At 71.2% G+C, this 14,790-nt stretch carries 17 protein-coding genes; 9 read left to right on the top strand and 8 right to left on the bottom strand.

Annotation, left to right across the window (positions count from 1 at the left end):
* Positions 1-295 precede the first annotated feature (295 nt).
* Positions 296-2,182 (top strand): amino acid transporter, encoded by a 1,887-nt coding sequence (locus ACFYL4_RS25115; RefSeq protein ID WP_387521595.1) that lies wholly within the window; start codon positions 296-298, stop codon positions 2,180-2,182.
* 84 nt (positions 2,183-2,266) lie between these two features.
* On the opposite strand, the gene ACFYL4_RS25110 is transcribed toward ACFYL4_RS25115, so the two are convergent.
* A complete protein-coding gene (locus tag ACFYL4_RS25110; protein WP_387521572.1) occupies positions 2,267-3,382 on the bottom strand; it encodes a CapA family protein in 1,116 nt (371 codons plus the stop codon).
* Positions 3,383-4,271: 889 nt separating this feature from the next.
* Here ACFYL4_RS25110 and ACFYL4_RS25105 point away from each other — a divergent pair.
* The 3 genes from ACFYL4_RS25105 (at position 4,272) to ACFYL4_RS25095 (ending at position 7,161) form a co-directional block, all read left to right on the top strand.
* On the top strand, positions 4,272-5,318 hold the full coding sequence (locus ACFYL4_RS25105) for a chaplin family protein (protein WP_387521570.1): 1,047 nt from the start codon (positions 4,272-4,274) through the stop codon (positions 5,316-5,318).
* Between the two features lie 140 nt (positions 5,319-5,458).
* On the top strand, positions 5,459-6,310 hold the full coding sequence (locus tag ACFYL4_RS25100; protein WP_387521569.1) for an SURF1 family protein: 852 nt from the start codon (positions 5,459-5,461) through the stop codon (positions 6,308-6,310).
* Between the two features lie 26 nt (positions 6,311-6,336).
* Positions 6,337-7,161, top strand: a complete 825-nt coding sequence (locus ACFYL4_RS25095; RefSeq protein ID WP_387521567.1) for a class I SAM-dependent methyltransferase — start codon at positions 6,337-6,339, stop codon at positions 7,159-7,161.
* 186 nt (positions 7,162-7,347) lie between these two features.
* Here the strand turns inward: ACFYL4_RS25095 and ACFYL4_RS25090 are convergent, their stop codons facing one another.
* Positions 7,348-7,890, bottom strand: a complete 543-nt coding sequence (locus tag ACFYL4_RS25090) for an RNA 2'-phosphotransferase (protein ID WP_387521565.1) — start codon at positions 7,888-7,890, stop codon at positions 7,348-7,350.
* A 145-nt stretch (positions 7,891-8,035) separates the two neighbouring features.
* Between ACFYL4_RS25090 and ACFYL4_RS25085 the strand changes: the two genes are divergently transcribed.
* Positions 8,036-8,524: a GNAT family N-acetyltransferase gene (locus tag ACFYL4_RS25085; protein WP_387521563.1), complete on the top strand. Its 489-nt coding sequence runs from the start codon at positions 8,036-8,038 to the stop codon at positions 8,522-8,524.
* Positions 8,525-8,554: 30 nt separating this feature from the next.
* Here ACFYL4_RS25085 and ACFYL4_RS25080 read toward each other — a convergent pair whose 3' ends face one another.
* Both ACFYL4_RS25080 and ACFYL4_RS25075 read right to left on the bottom strand, forming a co-directional pair.
* Entirely contained in the window at positions 8,555-9,478 is a 924-nt protein-coding gene (locus ACFYL4_RS25080; protein ID WP_387521562.1) for a helix-turn-helix domain-containing protein, read from the bottom strand.
* 99 nt (positions 9,479-9,577) lie between these two features.
* Positions 9,578-9,736, bottom strand: a complete 159-nt coding sequence (locus tag ACFYL4_RS25075; RefSeq protein WP_387521596.1) for a hypothetical protein — start codon at positions 9,734-9,736, stop codon at positions 9,578-9,580.
* Positions 9,737-9,927: 191 nt separating this feature from the next.
* Between ACFYL4_RS25075 and ACFYL4_RS25070 the strand changes: the two genes are divergently transcribed.
* The gene (locus ACFYL4_RS25070) at positions 9,928-10,299 is read left to right on the top strand and encodes a hypothetical protein (protein ID WP_387521560.1); all 372 of its coding nucleotides are present in this window, start codon (positions 9,928-9,930) and stop codon (positions 10,297-10,299) included.
* Positions 10,300-10,494: 195 nt separating this feature from the next.
* On the opposite strand, the gene ACFYL4_RS25065 is transcribed toward ACFYL4_RS25070, so the two are convergent.
* On the bottom strand, positions 10,495-11,115 hold the full coding sequence (locus tag ACFYL4_RS25065) for a MerR family transcriptional regulator (protein WP_387521558.1): 621 nt from the start codon (positions 11,113-11,115) through the stop codon (positions 10,495-10,497).
* 102 nt (positions 11,116-11,217) lie between these two features.
* Between ACFYL4_RS25065 and ACFYL4_RS25060 the strand changes: the two genes are divergently transcribed.
* Genes ACFYL4_RS25060 through ACFYL4_RS25050 form a run of 3 tightly spaced genes read left to right on the top strand, consistent with a single transcriptional unit; the run spans position 11,218 to position 12,925 of the window.
* Positions 11,218-12,204: a hypothetical protein gene (locus tag ACFYL4_RS25060; RefSeq protein WP_387521556.1), complete on the top strand. Its 987-nt coding sequence runs from the start codon at positions 11,218-11,220 to the stop codon at positions 12,202-12,204.
* Entirely contained in the window at positions 12,141-12,392 is a 252-nt protein-coding gene (locus tag ACFYL4_RS25055; RefSeq protein WP_357769299.1) for a Smr/MutS family protein, read from the top strand. The genes ACFYL4_RS25060 and ACFYL4_RS25055 overlap by 64 nt, the downstream gene beginning before the upstream one ends.
* A gap of 14 nt (positions 12,393-12,406) precedes the next feature.
* Complete coding sequence (locus ACFYL4_RS25050) at positions 12,407-12,925, top strand: GNAT family N-acetyltransferase (protein ID WP_357769301.1); 519 nt, start codon at positions 12,407-12,409, stop codon at positions 12,923-12,925.
* Positions 12,926-13,210: 285 nt separating this feature from the next.
* Here ACFYL4_RS25050 and ACFYL4_RS25045 read toward each other — a convergent pair whose 3' ends face one another.
* From ACFYL4_RS25045 to ACFYL4_RS25035, 3 genes are all read right to left on the bottom strand, one after another.
* Complete coding sequence (locus ACFYL4_RS25045; RefSeq protein WP_387521553.1) at positions 13,211-13,471, bottom strand: Txe/YoeB family addiction module toxin; 261 nt, start codon at positions 13,469-13,471, stop codon at positions 13,211-13,213.
* Positions 13,468-13,719 (bottom strand): type II toxin-antitoxin system prevent-host-death family antitoxin, encoded by a 252-nt coding sequence (locus ACFYL4_RS25040; RefSeq protein WP_357769305.1) that lies wholly within the window; start codon positions 13,717-13,719, stop codon positions 13,468-13,470. Before ACFYL4_RS25040 ends, ACFYL4_RS25045 begins: the two co-directional genes overlap by 4 nt.
* Positions 13,720-13,851: 132 nt before the next feature.
* Complete coding sequence (locus ACFYL4_RS25035) at positions 13,852-14,778, bottom strand: PfkB family carbohydrate kinase (protein ID WP_387521551.1); 927 nt, start codon at positions 14,776-14,778, stop codon at positions 13,852-13,854.
* Between the last annotated feature and the right edge of the window lie 12 nt (positions 14,779-14,790).

Genomic DNA, 14,790 nt, shown 5'->3' with positions numbered 1-14,790 from the left:
CCGCTCGTGACCCCGGTTCCGGCCCCGCCCCACGGGTCCTCACCCGGCCCGGGAGGCCCGGCCCCCGGGTTCCCGTGCGGGGGTGGCCCTCCGACCCCGGCCCGGACTGGCACGGAAAGCCCCGACACACCCGTGGCCTGACCTGGTCCGACGCCGCACCCGCGCAGACTTGTCCGGAGGACCTTCGGCCGGGGGAGGCGTGTTGGAGCAGGACGCCGCGCGGAACGGGTACCACTGGGAGGTGCCCCGCAGGGGGAACGGGGCCGGGCGGTGGTCGGCTCCCCTCCGACGGTGGATGACGGCCCACCAGGTGGACGACGTGGGAGGGGCCGGGTCGCGTCCCCGCGCGGAACGGCAGCACCCCTGGTGGCGGGTCATGTGCCTGACCGGCGTGGACTACTTCTCCACACTGAGCTACCTCCCCAGCATCGCCATCCTCACCGCCGGGGCGCTCTCACCGGTCGCCACCTTGCTGATCGTGCTGCTGACGCTGTTCGGCATGCTGCCGATCTACCGTCGGGTGGCCGAGCGCAGCCCGCACGGTCAGGGGTCGGTGGCGATGCTGGCCCGACTGCTGCCCGAGTGGCGGGGCAAGTTCCTGGTGCTGTGCCTGATCGGGTTCGTGGCGACCTCGTGGATCGTCACCATCACCCTGTCCACGGCCGACGCCACCGCACACCTGGGCGCCAACCCGTACACCCCCCGGGCGCTCGCGGACCACCCGGTTCTGGTGACCCTGGTGCTCCTGGCGCTGCTGGGGGCGGTGTTCCTGGCCGGGTTCAAGGAGGCCGTCCGATTGGCGATCCCCCTGGTGGTGGTGTTCCTCGCGTTGAACCTGGTGGTCGTGGTGGCGGCCCTGGCCCACATCGCCGCCCACCCCGAGACCCTGGCCCAATGGGAGGCGTCCGTGACCGGCGCGGGCCTGTGGCCCACCACCACCGTGGTGCTGCTCGCCTTCCCGCTGCTGGTCCTGGGGCTGTCGGGGTTCGAGACCGGTGTGAGCATGATGCCGCTGATCCGTTCGGAGGGGGCGGACCACGAGGAGAGGCTGCGGGCGCGGATCGCGGCCACCCGCAGGCTCCTCACCACCGCCGCCGTGATCATGAGCCTCTACCTGATGTCCACCACCTTCGTCAGCGGCGTGCTGGTCCCCCGTGAGGCGGTGCGGGTCGGCGGGCCCGCCGCCGACCGGGTGATGGCCTACCTGGCGCACGACCTGCTCGGGCAGGGGTTCGGCACCCTCTATGACGTCTCCACGATCCTCATCCTGTGGTTCGCCGGGGCCTCGGCGATGGCCGGACTGATCAACATCGTGCCCCGCTACCTGCCCCGGTTCGGGATGGCCCCGGCCTGGGGCACCGCCGTGCGACCGGTGGTGCTGGTGTACACGGCCGTGGCGATGGTGATCACGATCGCCTTCCAGGCCAGTGTGGACGCGCAGTCCGGCGCCTACGCCACGGGCATCCTGGCCATGCTGGTGACCTCCTCGGTGGCGGTGACCGTCATCGTGTACAGGAAGCGGGCGAGGTGGGCCACGGCCGGGTTCACACTGCTCACCGCCGTGTTCGGATTCGCCCTGGCCGACAACGTCGTGAGCCGCCCGGACGGGCTGGCCATCGCGCTGCTGTTCGTGCTGGCGATCATCGTGGTGTCGCTGGTCTCCCGGGCCCTGCGCAGCACCGAGCTGCGCGCGCACTCGGTGGACTTGGACGCCACGGCGCTGCGGTTCGTCCGGGAGGCGGCGCGCAACGGCAAGCTCCTCCTCTTCGCGAACCGGCCGCGGTCGGGGGAGGCGGACGAGTACGCGGCGACCGAGGCCGAACAACACCGGCTCAACCCGGTGACGCTGCGGGTCGCGCCGCTGTTCGTGGAGGTGCGCGTCCACCACCCGTCGGACTTCGAGGGAACGCTCGGGGTGGAGGGCACGTGGGTGCACGGGCACCGCGTGCTGAGGGTGAGCAGCCCGGCGGTCCCCAACGCGCTGGCGGCGGTTCTGCTGTGCCTGCGCGACGCCACCGGGAGCATCCCGCACTGCTACTTCGCGTGGTCGGAGTACTCGCCGGTGCGGGCGTTCTTCCGGTTCCTCGTGCTCGGCGCGGGCGGGACGGCCGGTTTCACCCGGGAGATCCTGCGGGAGAACGAGCCGGACGCCGACCGCAGGCCCGTGGTGCACGTGAGCTGACGGGGCGGGTGGTCCCGCGCCCGGCGGCGGAGCGGAGAGGTGCCCGGGGCCGCGCGGTCGGCGCCGCCCCGCCCCCCGGATACCTCACACGGGTGAGTCGGTCAGGGGCAGGTCGCACCGGGCGCGCAGCTCCACCCAGCTCCGCTGGGCGCGGTCGGCGTCGGCTCCCTCGTAGGGGACGGGCACACCGCCCTGGATGCGGGCCGGGGCCCAGTCGGCCGCCGTGACGCCGCCCCGGTCGAAGGTGAGGGTGAGTACGCCGGTCTCGGCGGCGGCCCCGGGGAAGTTGTAGAACACGAAGTTGCCCAGGCCGTAGTGCACGTAGGCGTTGCCCTGGAACCCGCCGGGGGAGAGGACGTGCGCGTGTCCGCCCACCACGGCGCCGGCGCCCGCCGCCACGAGGTCGTCCGCCAGCTCCGGGGCGTGGGGCAGTGGGCAGTGCGCGCCCTCCAGCCCCCAGTGCAGGAAGACCGCGACGTTGTCGTGTTCGGCGGCTGCCTCGGAGACGGCGGTGAGCATGCGTTCGCGCATGTCCCCCTTGGTGGAGGCCAGGCCCGGGGAGTCCCCGCCCGCGGTCCACGCCGGGATGAGGTGGTCGTCCAGCACGTCGGTGGCGCCGAAGAGGGCGATGCTCTGGCCGTTGACCTCGGCGACATGGGGCGTGTAGGCCTCGTCGGCGTCACGCCCCGCGCCCACGAGCGCGACGGGGGAGGCGTCCCCGTGGTCGAGGGTGTCGAGCAGGCCCTGTTCGCCGTAGTCCATGCCGTGGTTGTTGGCCACGGTGGCCACGTCCACACCGGCGGCCGCCAGGGCCTCCAGAGAGCTGGCGGGGGCGCGGAACACGAAGTCCTTTCCGGCGGGGGAGCCGCCCTCGGTGACGGCGGTCTCCAGGTTGACCATGGCGAGGTCGGCGGCGGAGAGCTGGTCGGCGATCGGGCCCAGCGCGGTGGCCGGATCGTCGAGCCGGGAGCGGAGCAGGCCCTCGAACATGACGTCGCCTCCGAAGGCGACGGTGAGGGGTTCGGGGGCCGGGTCCGACGAGGACTGCGGTTCGGCGCCTCCTCCGGTGCCGGGATCGGAGGCCCCCGCGCCGAGACGCTCGGGGGCCTCCGCCGAGGAACAGGAGGAGACGAGGACGAGGACGAGGGTCGCGGCGCCGGTGGCGAGGGCCCTGCGGGCGCGCGGCTGGTCTGGGTGCATGCGTACTCCAGTGGGGGAGGGCAGAGGGCATGTCCTGCCGGTAGGACGCGGCCCGGCCGACCCGAGTTGGCTCTGTCGTGCGTGCGGTGGTGCGCCGTCCCTGATCCCGGGCGGCGCGAGGTCGGTGGGCTGGGCGGCGGTTCGGTGTCCCTTCCGCGTCTCCTCTCGTACGGAGCGTGGTGCCGATGCGTCCCACGGTGCTGGCGGCGGGGCGGGGAGCGGTGTCGTGGGAGTGGCGGCCCTGCCGCGGGGTCAGGTTAAACCGCCCTGACCAGGGATTTCTGGTCCTCTGTCGTGGGCGGCGCGTCGCCGGTCGGGACGTGAGCGGATGCGTGCGTGTACGGGTGGATGGGGGTGGAAAAGGAAAGGATTAATCGGTCATAAAGTGCGATCGGTGTAATGCCGAACGCAGGGTATGAGGCGCTCTCCGGGTGTCCGTAAACGAACCTACGAAGTCACTTAGTTTTTTGTTGCTGGGGTGGTGTCGCGTGCCTTTCGCGTGGGAGTCCGGCACTGTGGGGCGTGGAAGTGGCCCTCATGGCGCGGAAATGCGCCGCTTTGAACAGGGAATATGACTCTCCGTCATGCCCCATGGGCGTAGAGTGTTCATGATTCGCGTCAACATTTCCGGAAAAGGCGTGCGCGGCCGCCCTGGCTGCTAACGTTTCGGTCCGTTGGCAGTTCCGGCCGGAAAGAACTCCGTCATTACCGGGCTGCCACCCATGTCTTGAGCAAGCGGACCACCCCGCCGTCCCGACGTCTTCGCGGACGGGTCCGCTCGCCGTGAGACCCGGGCCGACCGCGACGACGGCCGGGCCCGGGAGCACGGCGGAGCGCCTCGCTCGGCGCATCCCCTGGCAGCACTTCGTGAAAGGGTCCAAGCCGCACCATGCGAAACACGTTCCGTTACTCCTTCGCCACCGCACTGACCGCGGGGCTGGTCCTGGCGCCCTTCGGCGCCGCGTTCGCCGACGCCCAGACGGACGGCTCCGGCGGCATCGCCAGCGGGAACCAGGTCGTCGTCCCCGTCGACGTCGAGGCCAACCTGTGCGGCAACTCCCTCGCCGTCCTGGGCATCTCCAAGGCCACGTGCACCAAGGTCTCCGAGGTCCTCTACGAAAGCAGCGGACAGGGAGCCAGCACGGACGGCTCGGGTGGTGTGGCCAGCGGCAACCAGATCGTCGTCCCGGTGGACGCCGCCGTGGACGCCTGCGGCAACTCCGTGGCCGTGGCCGGAATCTCCGAAGCCGAGTGCGTGGAGGTCGTCGAGGTCCTGGAGAAGGAGTCCGAGGACGCGCCCAGCACCATGAGCACCGACGGATCGGGCGGCGTGGCCAGCGGCAACCAGATCACCGTGCCGGTCGACACCGCCATCGAGATCTGCGGCAACTCCGTCGCCGTCCTGGGCGCCTCCAGCGCGCAGTGCACCACGATCATCAACATCATCCACGCCTCCCCGGACAACGAGGGAGCCCCCGCCGGGCCCGCCACGAGCGGCGCCGGTGGCGTGGCCAGCGGCAACCAGGTCACCGTTCCCGTCAACGCCGCCGTCGGCATCTGCGGCAACGCGGTGTCCGTGCTCGGCATCGCCGAGGCCTCCTGCGTGCAGACCATCTCCGAGAAGCCCCAGGAGCCGGAGGAGAAGCCCGAGGAGTCCGAGAAGCCCAAGGACCCCGAGAAGAAGCCCGAGGAGTCCGAGAAGCCCAAGGACCCCGAGCGCAACGAGGAGACCGAGAAGCCGGAGGAGCCGGGCAAGAAGCCCGAGGAGACCGACGACAAGCCCGCCCCCAAGCAGGAGGCCGGTGAGGAGCTGGCCGTGACCGGCAGCGCCCTGGGCGGCCTGGTCGCCGCGGCCGTGGCCGCGATCGGCGCCGGCGGCGCCGGTCTGTACTTCGCCCGCAAGCGCAGGGCCGCGGCCGCCACCGACGACGAGTAGTCGGCCCGCCCGGGACACCGGGACGTAGGCGCGCACACACGCCGCACCCACCAGCACGGGGCCGCCGGGAGACCGGCGGCCCCACCTGTGTGCACGGGGTCGGTGCGGGGCGGCCGGGAACGTCTCATAACCTCGAAGACGTGCTCAAAGTCCTGTTCTCCTCACGCATGGTGGCCTTCCACGCGCTGGTCGTGGTCCTCGTGCCCGCGTTCGTCTGGCTGGGGTTCTGGCAGCTGGACCGGGCCGAACTCCGCAGCGCCGCGGTCAACCTCCAGCGCGACAACGTCGCCGCCGAGCCCGTGGCCGTGAAGGAGCTCACCTCTGTGGGCGGGGACGTCGCCCGCGCCGACCGCTGGCGCACGGTCGAGGCCACCGGCACCTGGGACCAGGAGAACGAGCTCCTGATCCGCCACCGGGACGGCTCCCAGGGGGTGGGCTTCCACGTGCTCACCCCGCTGGTCACCGAGGACGGGACGGCCCTGCTGGTCAACCGGGGGTGGATCGAGCGCGGCGAGACCGCCCAGGACACCCCCGAGGCGCCCCCCGCCACCGAGGGGGAGGTCCACGTGACCGGCCGGCTCCAGTTCGGTGAGACCGAGGAGAACACCGGTCTGCGGGAGCGTGGCGGCCTGCCCGAGGGGCAGATCATGATCGTGGACGTGGACCGCTTGGCCGAGGACTTGCCCTACCCCCTGTACGGCGGGTACGTGGAACTCACCGCCCAGGACCCCGTGCCCGAGGAGGCCCCCGAACGCGTCGCCCTGCGCGAGGAGAACACCGGCATGAGCGCCTCCTACGCGTTCCAGTGGTGGGTGTTCGCCGTCGTCGCGGTGGTGGGGTGGATCGTCCTGATCCGCCGGGAGCTCCGCGAGGCGCGCGAGGCCCCGGCGAAACCGGAGACCGGGGACACTGGTGACACGACCGCCGCCGCCCCCGAGGGGCCCGGCGGCGCCGACGAGTCCGCGGAGAGCCGCCAGGCGACCCGGACCTGAGCCCGCGCAGCGGCCCGAGGAGCGACGTGGACGATCAGAGTGACTACCCGGCGCCCGGCTGGGTGGAGCGGCGCGCCGTGGCGGGTGAGGAGAGCGCCCGGGCCGGACGGCTGTGGTGGGACGGTGCCGCCGACGCCTACCAGGCCGAACACGGCGACTTCCTCCGCGACGTGGGGTTCGTCTGGTCGCCCGAGGGCGTGGACGAGGCCGACGTGCGGCTGCTCGGCGACCTGGAGGGCGGGCGCGTCCTGGAGATCGGTTGCGGCGCGGGCCAGTGCGGCCGGTGGCTGCGCTCCCAGGGTGTGCGCGAGGTCGTGGGGTTCGACCTCGCCCTGCGGCAGCTCCAGCACTCCCGGCGGATCGACGAGGAGACCGGCCACCGGCTGCCCGTGGTCCAGGCCGACGCCCAGCGGCTGCCGTTCGTGACGGGCTCCTTCGACGTGGTGTTCTCGTCCTTCGGGGCGTTCCCGTTCGTGCCCGCCGCCGAGACCGCGCTGGCCGAGGCGGGCCGGGTGCTCAGGCCCGGCGGGCGGTTCGTGTTCTCGGTGACCCACCCGATCCGGTGGTGCTTCCCCGACGACCCCACCGAACACGGCATGACCGTCAGGCAGTCGTACTTCGACCGCCGCGCCTACGTGGAGGAGGACGACGAGGGGCGGGCGGTCTACGTCGAGCACCACCACACCATGGGCGACTGGCTGCGGGGCATCGTGGCGGCCGGGCTGGAGGTCCGGGACGTGATCGAGCCGGAGTGGCCGGACGGGAACGACCAGGTGTGGGGCGGCTGGGGGCCGGTGCGCGGGCGGATGATCCCCGGGACGGCGATCTTCTCCGCGGTCAGGCCCGGCTAGCTAGGGCGTGTTCCGTGGATGCTTTCGGTTGGTTCGGCGCTTGCGCCGATCGACGCGAGCGGCCTCCAGGCAATCTCTCGCAAGACGAGGAGCGAAGGTCAGCCCGGGTTTGGCTGTCCGAGCGAAGTCGGCGCAGCGAGAGGCAGCCTGGTGGTCGCGAGCCCGGAATGATCCGCGGAACACGCCCTAGTCCAGCAGGTAGCCGGGGGGTACGGACCCGGTCAGCCACACGCCGTTCCCGCTGACGCCGAACGGGTGGCCGTCGGCGTGCATGCGGGCCGCGTCGACGGTGAGCACCACCGGTGCGCCCCGGCGCGCGCCGACGGCGCGTGCGGTGCCCCGGTCCACCGACAGGTGCACGTGGTGGCGGTTCATCGGGCGCAGGCCCTCACGGCGGATCGCGGGCAGGAACCGCCCGACGGTCCCGTGGAAGAGGAGCCCCGGCGGGTCCACCGCCTCCAGCTCGAGATCCACCTCCACCGAGTGCCCCTGCTGGGCGCGCACGCGCGCACCGTCCGGGCTGAGGGCGAAGCGCCGTTTCTCGTTGGTCTCGACGATGCTCCGGAGGTCCTCGGGGGTGAGGCGGTGCCCGGCGCGGCGGCAGCCCGCGAGCAGGTCGCCGACGTCGGCCCAGCCCTGGGGGTCGAGGGCGATCCCGGCCCGGTCGGGGGCGTGGCGCAGGACCAGGGCCAGGAACCTGGACGCGCGCTGGAGTTCCTTCGTGTTCACGCCCCGATGATCCCCGAACTCCCGGACGGCCTCCAAGGGGTTTTCCGCGCGGGACGTCCCCTGGGCCCCGGCGGTTCGGGTCGGGTGCTGTTCGCGGTGTCGGATCGCGATCCCGGGGTACGCCGACCCTTCGGGAGGTCTTCGGGTGACGAACGCGTGGAGCGGTGTGTGGAGGGGTCGCGGCCCCGGCGGGGTCGAGGTGCGCAACGCGGTACCCGACGACCACGGGCGCATCGTCGCCGTGTGCGACGACTGGTGGGGCAGACCTGTGGCCCACATCCTGCCGCGCCTGTTCCTCGACCACTTCCCCACCACGTCCCTGGTGGCGGAGGACGACGGGGGGATCGCGGGCTTCCTCGTGGGGTTCGCCAGCCCGGCGCACCGCGACCAGGCGTACGTGCACTTCGCCGGGGTGGCCCCGGAGCACCGGAGGTCGGGCCTGGGCCGCGAGCTGTACCGCCTGTTCACGGAGGCGGCCCGCGAGGACGGGCGTTCCCTGGTGCGGGCGGTCACGTCGGTGACGAACGAACGCTCGATCGCCTTCCACCGGTCCCTGGGCTTCACCGTGACCGGGCCGTTCGACGACTACGACGGTCCGGGCGACCACCGGATGTGCTTCGCGCTGCGCCTGTAGGGGCGGGTGGCCGGAAGGCGCGGCGCGGGCTCAGGGGCCCGCGGTGCCCGTGCCGCCCCGGTGCCCGTGCCGCAGGGGGGCGGCCCCGGGAGCGGCGTCGCCCCGGTCGTCGTCCTCCGGCGTCCGGCGGCCCCTCTCGATCAGGTCCTTGACCATGCGCAGGGACTCCTCCTCGGTGAGCGCCGCCTCCTCCAGGGTCGCGTACAGCTGCACGTAGTCCTGGACCTGCGTGCCCTCGACGATCTCCAACGGTTTGGTGATGGTGCCGATGTAGACGTAGGAGTCGTCGAAGATCGTGAAGCCGCTGGGGGTGACCGGGTAGCGCGCCCACATCGGGATGACGGTGACGCTGATCCTGGGGTCCGAGGCGAGGTGGAGGAGGCGCTCGTACTGGGTCCGCATGAGGTCGGGGGTGCCGAAGGGGCGGCGGAGCGCGTACTCGGTGATGACGAAGCCGAAGGTCCGGCCCTCCTCGAACAGGACCTTCTGCCGCTCGGTGCGCAGGGCGACCCCTTCGGGGACCTGTTCCGGTGCGATGGTGGGGCTGTCGCGCAGCACCTCGGCGGCGTACGCGGGGGTCTGGAGCAGGCCGGGGAGAACCTCCATGTGGAAGCCCCGTCGTTTCAGGGCCTCGCGTTCCCGGTTGCGGATGTAGGTCTGGCGCGGCAGTTGTTGCTGTTCTTCGAGCCACTTCCAACTGCTGACGCCGATGTCGAGTTCGGTGAGTTCGGCGGCGAGGCGTTTCTTGGCGGCAGGGGAGGCCTGATAGGTGTCGAGGAGTCGCGCGAGGAGTTCGTGTGAGGGGCGGATGTGTCCGTTCTCGACGCGCGAGATGGTGGATTGGTCGGTGCCGGCCAGTTCCGCCGCCTCGCGGCCGCTCAGACTCATCGATCCGCGTAGGTTCCTCAGTTCCTGACCGAATTGCCCTTGGCGTTTCCTCCGGTACTCACTCACGAGTTCTGCCTGTTCTCCCTACGCGTCCCGGTGGGGGCTCGTCTCCGTCCTGGGCGTAGCCGCCAGACGAGCCCCGCCCCTCCCTCGGGCACCGGTGGGTCACAGGCCCTGGATGATCTCCACGGGGACCTCGATGACCGTTTCGTGCTCCGGAGTGGGCATGGAGACAACCGTAGCGCCTTGCACGAGGAATGTCCCCCGGTCGGTGGCGAACACCTTCGGGCACCCTCCGTTTTCGCACCCTCGGATCTGCTTCACCTGCATGTCTCTCCCTTCCCAGGTGTCTGCTGATGACGATGCTTAGATAAGCATAGATTCTGTCCGTCTTCAATAGACTCCGACGTTTTTGCAGGTGGGTGCTGCCAATTCTATGATTCTTGTGTAAGCATCAAGCTCGCGTGTCATGATGTCTGAGTGGCTCAATTGGGGGGTGTTGCTTGAGTGTGGTCGTGCGGACACTGGTGCCCGGTGTGAACCTGGTGCGTCAGGTGCGCCGCTTCCTGGCCGAGGAACTGGGTCCCGGCGGCGAGGGGATGATCTGGCTCATGGCGGTGATGGCCCAGGAGATCCGTGACTCCGGCGGGGACCCCTGGCGGCTGAGCCTCGTGCGCATGGGTCGGCACGCGACGACGTCCGTGGACTACCGGCCGCCGATCTCCGCCGACGAGGCCTGGAAGCCCGTGTTGTCCGCCGGGGTGGTGGCCCTGCTGGGCGAGGTCAGCACGCAGTGGCAGCACACGGCGCGTGAACCCCGGGGGGTCATGACCGTGTGGGTGGAGCTGCGCCTGGGCGACCATCCCTCGGAGTGGGGGTGCCGGTGATCGGGGTGCCGGGTGTCGGTGGCCGGGTGCCGGGTGCCGGGTGCCGGTGGCCGCGGTGCCGGTGTCGGGCGGTGAGGGGGTGCGGGCGCTTGGCGGGGTGGACGGGCCCTGTGCGGCGGGAGCGAGGCGGGCGGCGCGGGGGCCGGGGCGGAGGTGGGCGGGTCCTCGCGCTGCCAGGCGACCCGCTGCCCGACCTCACACTCCGTAGCGGCGGTGGGCCTCGCTGGCCTGGGCCATGCGCCGCAGCGCGGCGAGGAGCCGCTCGCCCAGGACGGTGCCGACCACCACGGTCCTGAGGACCTCGTCCAGGCCGTCGAGTCCGGTCAGGACCTCGTGGTCCTGCCTGGCGACGTCGTCGGCGGCGCGCGCGTAGCCGTCGACCCACCCCGCGCCGGTGTCGAGCCCGGCCCGGTGGAGGGCGGCGACCACCTGGGCCACCTCCTCTCGCAACGGCGAGTCCGGGTGGACGTACCAGCCGTGCCGTTCGGCGAGGGAGTCCACCTCCGCGAACTCGGCGTCGGTGGGCTCGTTCTCCGTGGTGATGGGGTGGACGGCCTTGAGGGTGACCCCCATGAGGTCGTCGAGGTTGGGTTCCTCGGCGTCGATCACGGCGAGCACGTCCCGCGCGGCGGCCACCGAGAGGCCGCCGACCCCGGTGAGGGCGCTGACCAGGCGGAGCCGGTTCAGGTGGTCCTCGTCGTAACGGGCCTGGTTGGGGCTGGTGAGCTCGCCCCGGGGCAGGAGCCCCTCCCGCAGGTAGAACTTGATGCTCGGTACGGGTACCCCCGAGCGCTGGCTCAGTTCCGAGATGCGCATGCCGTCCCTTCGTGCGCAGGCGCCCTTGCGCCCACGCTCCCCTTTATGGATAGTAGGAGTGTCTATAGCGGATAGTGGAACTATCTATTCAGGGAATCCTCTGTGCCTGCTCCCCTCCATCGGCCGCTCATGCTGGTCGTGTACCTGTGCGTCGCCCTCCTCGCCGTCAGCGCCGTCGGCCTCGTCCTGGACGACCGGCTCGTCAACAACGACCCGATCTGGCTGAAACCCGCCAAGTTCGCCGTGTCGATCATCGTCTACAACGCCACCCTCGCCTGGATGCTCACGCTGCTCACACGCGGCCGCCGGACCGCCTGGTGGTTGGGCACCGTGGTCGCCGCCACGACGGCGGGGGAGATGGCCCTGCTCGTCACCCAGGCCGCACGCGGACGGATGAGCCACTTCAACAACGCGACCCCCCTCGACTCCGCGATCTACGCGGTCATGGGCGGGATGATCGCGACCCTGTGGGTGGCGTCGTTCGCGCTCGCGGTGGTGCTCATGCTCCAGCGGGTCCGGGAGCGCTCCACCACCTGGGCACTGCGTGTGGGCATGGGCATCGCCCTCCTCGGCATGGCCGTGGGCCCCCTCATGACCAGCCCCACCCCCGCCCAGCTCGAAGGGCCCATGGACGTGATCGGGGCGCACACGGTGGGTCTGCCCGACGGCGGCCCGGGGCTGCCCGTGCTCGGCTGGAGCACCGTCGGCGGCGACCTCAGGGTCGGCCACTTCGTCGGCATGCACGGCCTCCAGGTGATGATTCTGCTCGCGTTGGCGCTGGTCGCCCTCGGCGTCCGGTTCCCCCGGCTGCGTGACGACGACGTGCGCCTGCGCGTGTCGCTGGTGGTGGGCGCCGCCTACACCGGGCTCACGGCGCTGACCGTCTGGCAGGCCCTGAGGGGGCAGTCGGTGGTCGCGCCCGACACCCTCACCCTCACGGCCGCCGGGGCGCTGGCGGCGCTCACCGCGCTGGGCCTGGCGTGGTCCGTGCGCGTATCATCCGGGCCATCGGAGAAGGGGCGGGAGTGCGACTCAAACTCGATCTGCACGACATCTACAACCGGGGCACCAGCATCGACCAGGCGCTGAACGCCATCATGGACGAGGCCGAACGCAAGCGGGCCAAGACCGTCGAGATCATCCCGGGCAAGGGGTCCGGACAGTTGAAGAAGCGGGTGCTGCGCTTCCTGGACCGCAAGGACGTCAAGGCCCGCTACCACCGGGTGGAGAAGGACTCGAAGAACTTCGGCCGACTGTTCGTCCACTTCAAGCACTGACTTCCGGAGGTCCGATGGGTGAGCGGCAGAAGTGCCTGTTCAGCGACCGGCTGGTCCTGGAACCCCTCGCGGAACGGCATGCCGATGCCGTGGTGGACCTGTTCGCCGACCCGGCCATGAGCTCCCTGTTGGGGGCGGATCTCTCCGATCCGCCCCTGGCTCGCCGGATGGTCGACAATCGGCTGGCCTACGACGGGCCACCGGCACTGGGGCACTGGGCCGTGCTGCTCGACGGCGACCTGGTCGGCCTCGCCCATCTGCGCCCCTCGGGGGAACTGCCCGGCGGGCTGCCGGAGATCGGCTGGTACCTGGCTGTCCGCCACGGAGGGCGAGGTCTGGCCACGGAAGCGGCTGGCACGCTGCTCCGCCATGGCCTTGACTCTCTCGGCCTGCACTCGGTCTGGGCGCTCATCCACATCGACAACGCGCCCAGCCTGCGCCTGGCCGCCCGACTGGGCTTCCTCCCTGTAGGCGAGGGGCACCACTACAACGGTCCCCACCGCGTCCATGTCGCCCTCCCTGGCCAGGCCTGAGCGCCTCCGAGGTCGCGAAGTGCGGCTTCGCGAGTATCGTGGCCGCCTGTTCATCCATTTTCGCCACTAGGGTGTGTTTTGTGGATGCTTTCGCCTACTGGCGGCGGAGCCGCCAGCACCGCGAGCGGCCGCCAGGCCATCTCTCGCAAGACGATGAGCGACGGTCAGCCCGGGTTTGGCTGTCCGAGCTCCATCGGCGCAGCGAGAGGCAGCCTGGCCACGCGAGCGCGGAATGATCCACAAAACACGCCCTAGCGGTGTCCGTGGGGCGGACGGTTGTCGAGGTCACTTCCCGTAGTGGTACCTACAGGCGGCGATGAGGGTCTCATCCTCGACCAGCTTGTACACGAGCCGGTGCTCATCGGTGATGCGGCGCGACCAGTAGCCCTGGAAACCGTGTCGCAGCGGCTCCGGTTTTCCGATGCCCTCATTGCCGTTACGGGCGATGTCCTTGATCAGTGCGTTGATGCGCTTGAGGATCTTCCGGTCCTGGCTTTGCCACCAGACGTAGTCCTCCCAAGCGCTCTCCGCCCAGACGAGCCTCACTCGCTCAACTCCCGCTCGATCCCACGGCCCGACTCCAGTTCCTCGATCGCGGTCACCAGACGACGGGCGTTCTCGGGACTGCGCAGGAGATAGGCCGTCTCTTTGAGGGTCTCGTACTCCGACAGCGCCATCATCACCACGGGCTCCCGTCCCGCCCTGGTGATGACGACCTCCTCCCGGTCATCGATCACGGAGTCGAGGGTGGCGGCGTAGTTGGCACGGGACTCGGAGTAGGTCACGGTCTTCATGTCTCAGTCCTTCCTCGCACACGAACTTGACTCTATTGTACAAGAAGTTGTACGCATGGCGTAAGGTTGGCGATTCGTCGGCAGGTGGATCGCTGCAAGTACCCTGGCCGACTGTTCGTCCACGTCTGGCGCTCACACCCGGGTCGCCAGAAACCGCTCCAGTTCCTCCGCCGTGGGGGAGGTGGCGGGACCGCGCCGGGTGACGGCGAGGGCGGCGGCCGCGTTGGCCCGGCGGGCGGCCTCCAGTGGCGGTCGGCCCTCGGCCAGGGCGGCGGTGAACACCCCGACGTGCGCGTCGCCCGCGCCGTTGGTGTCCACCGCGTCCACCCGGAATCCCGGGACCCGCCGGGGCGCGTCGCCCCCGCACACCACCAGGCACCCCTCGGCGGAGTCGCGCAGCACCACCACACCACCGGGGGCCACCCGCCCGGCCAGCAGTGACACCGAGACCGACGGGTCCGTGACCCCGGTGACCTCGGCCGCCTCGACGGCGCTCAGACTGAGCACGTCCGTGCGGGAGAGCACCGCGTCGAGCGTCGCGGGCGGGATCGCGCCCACCACCGGCGCCGGGTCCACGACCAGCCGCACCCCCGAGGCAAGCGCACCGATCCAGGTGACGAGTTCGTCGGCGCGCTCCCCGGGCAGCAGCGAGTACCCCACGGTGTAGACGAAGTCGCCCGCCACCGGCCGCAGGGTGCGCAGGTCGGCCAGCGGCAGGTCGGTCTCGGCTCCCAGGTGAGTGACGAACGTACGCTCCGCGGAGGCGTCCACCAGGGCCACACAGAACCCGGTGTCGCGGGGCCGGGGCGGGTGCGCGACCACCACGCCCGCGTCGCGCAGCGCGGACCGCACCAGGTCGCCGTGCGGCCCCGTGCCGTGCGCACCTCCGTACACGACCTCCATGCCCGCGCGGCGGGCCGCGGCGATCACGTTGAAGCCGCCCCCCGCGACCGTGCGCGCGGTGTCGGCGAAGGCGCCGCCGCCCTGCTCGGGCAGCCGGTCGACGGTCATCACGACGTCGACGATCACCGGTCCCACGTGGTGCAGGCGTGCGGTCATGTCGGGTCCTCC

The organism is Nocardiopsis sp. NPDC006938 (genome assembly GCF_042869555.1).
Classification (GTDB): domain Bacteria; phylum Actinomycetota; class Actinomycetes; order Streptosporangiales; family Streptosporangiaceae; genus Nocardiopsis.
The sequence above is the reverse complement of the archived record's forward strand: the minus strand, read 5'-3'. Positions and strand labels throughout refer to the sequence as shown.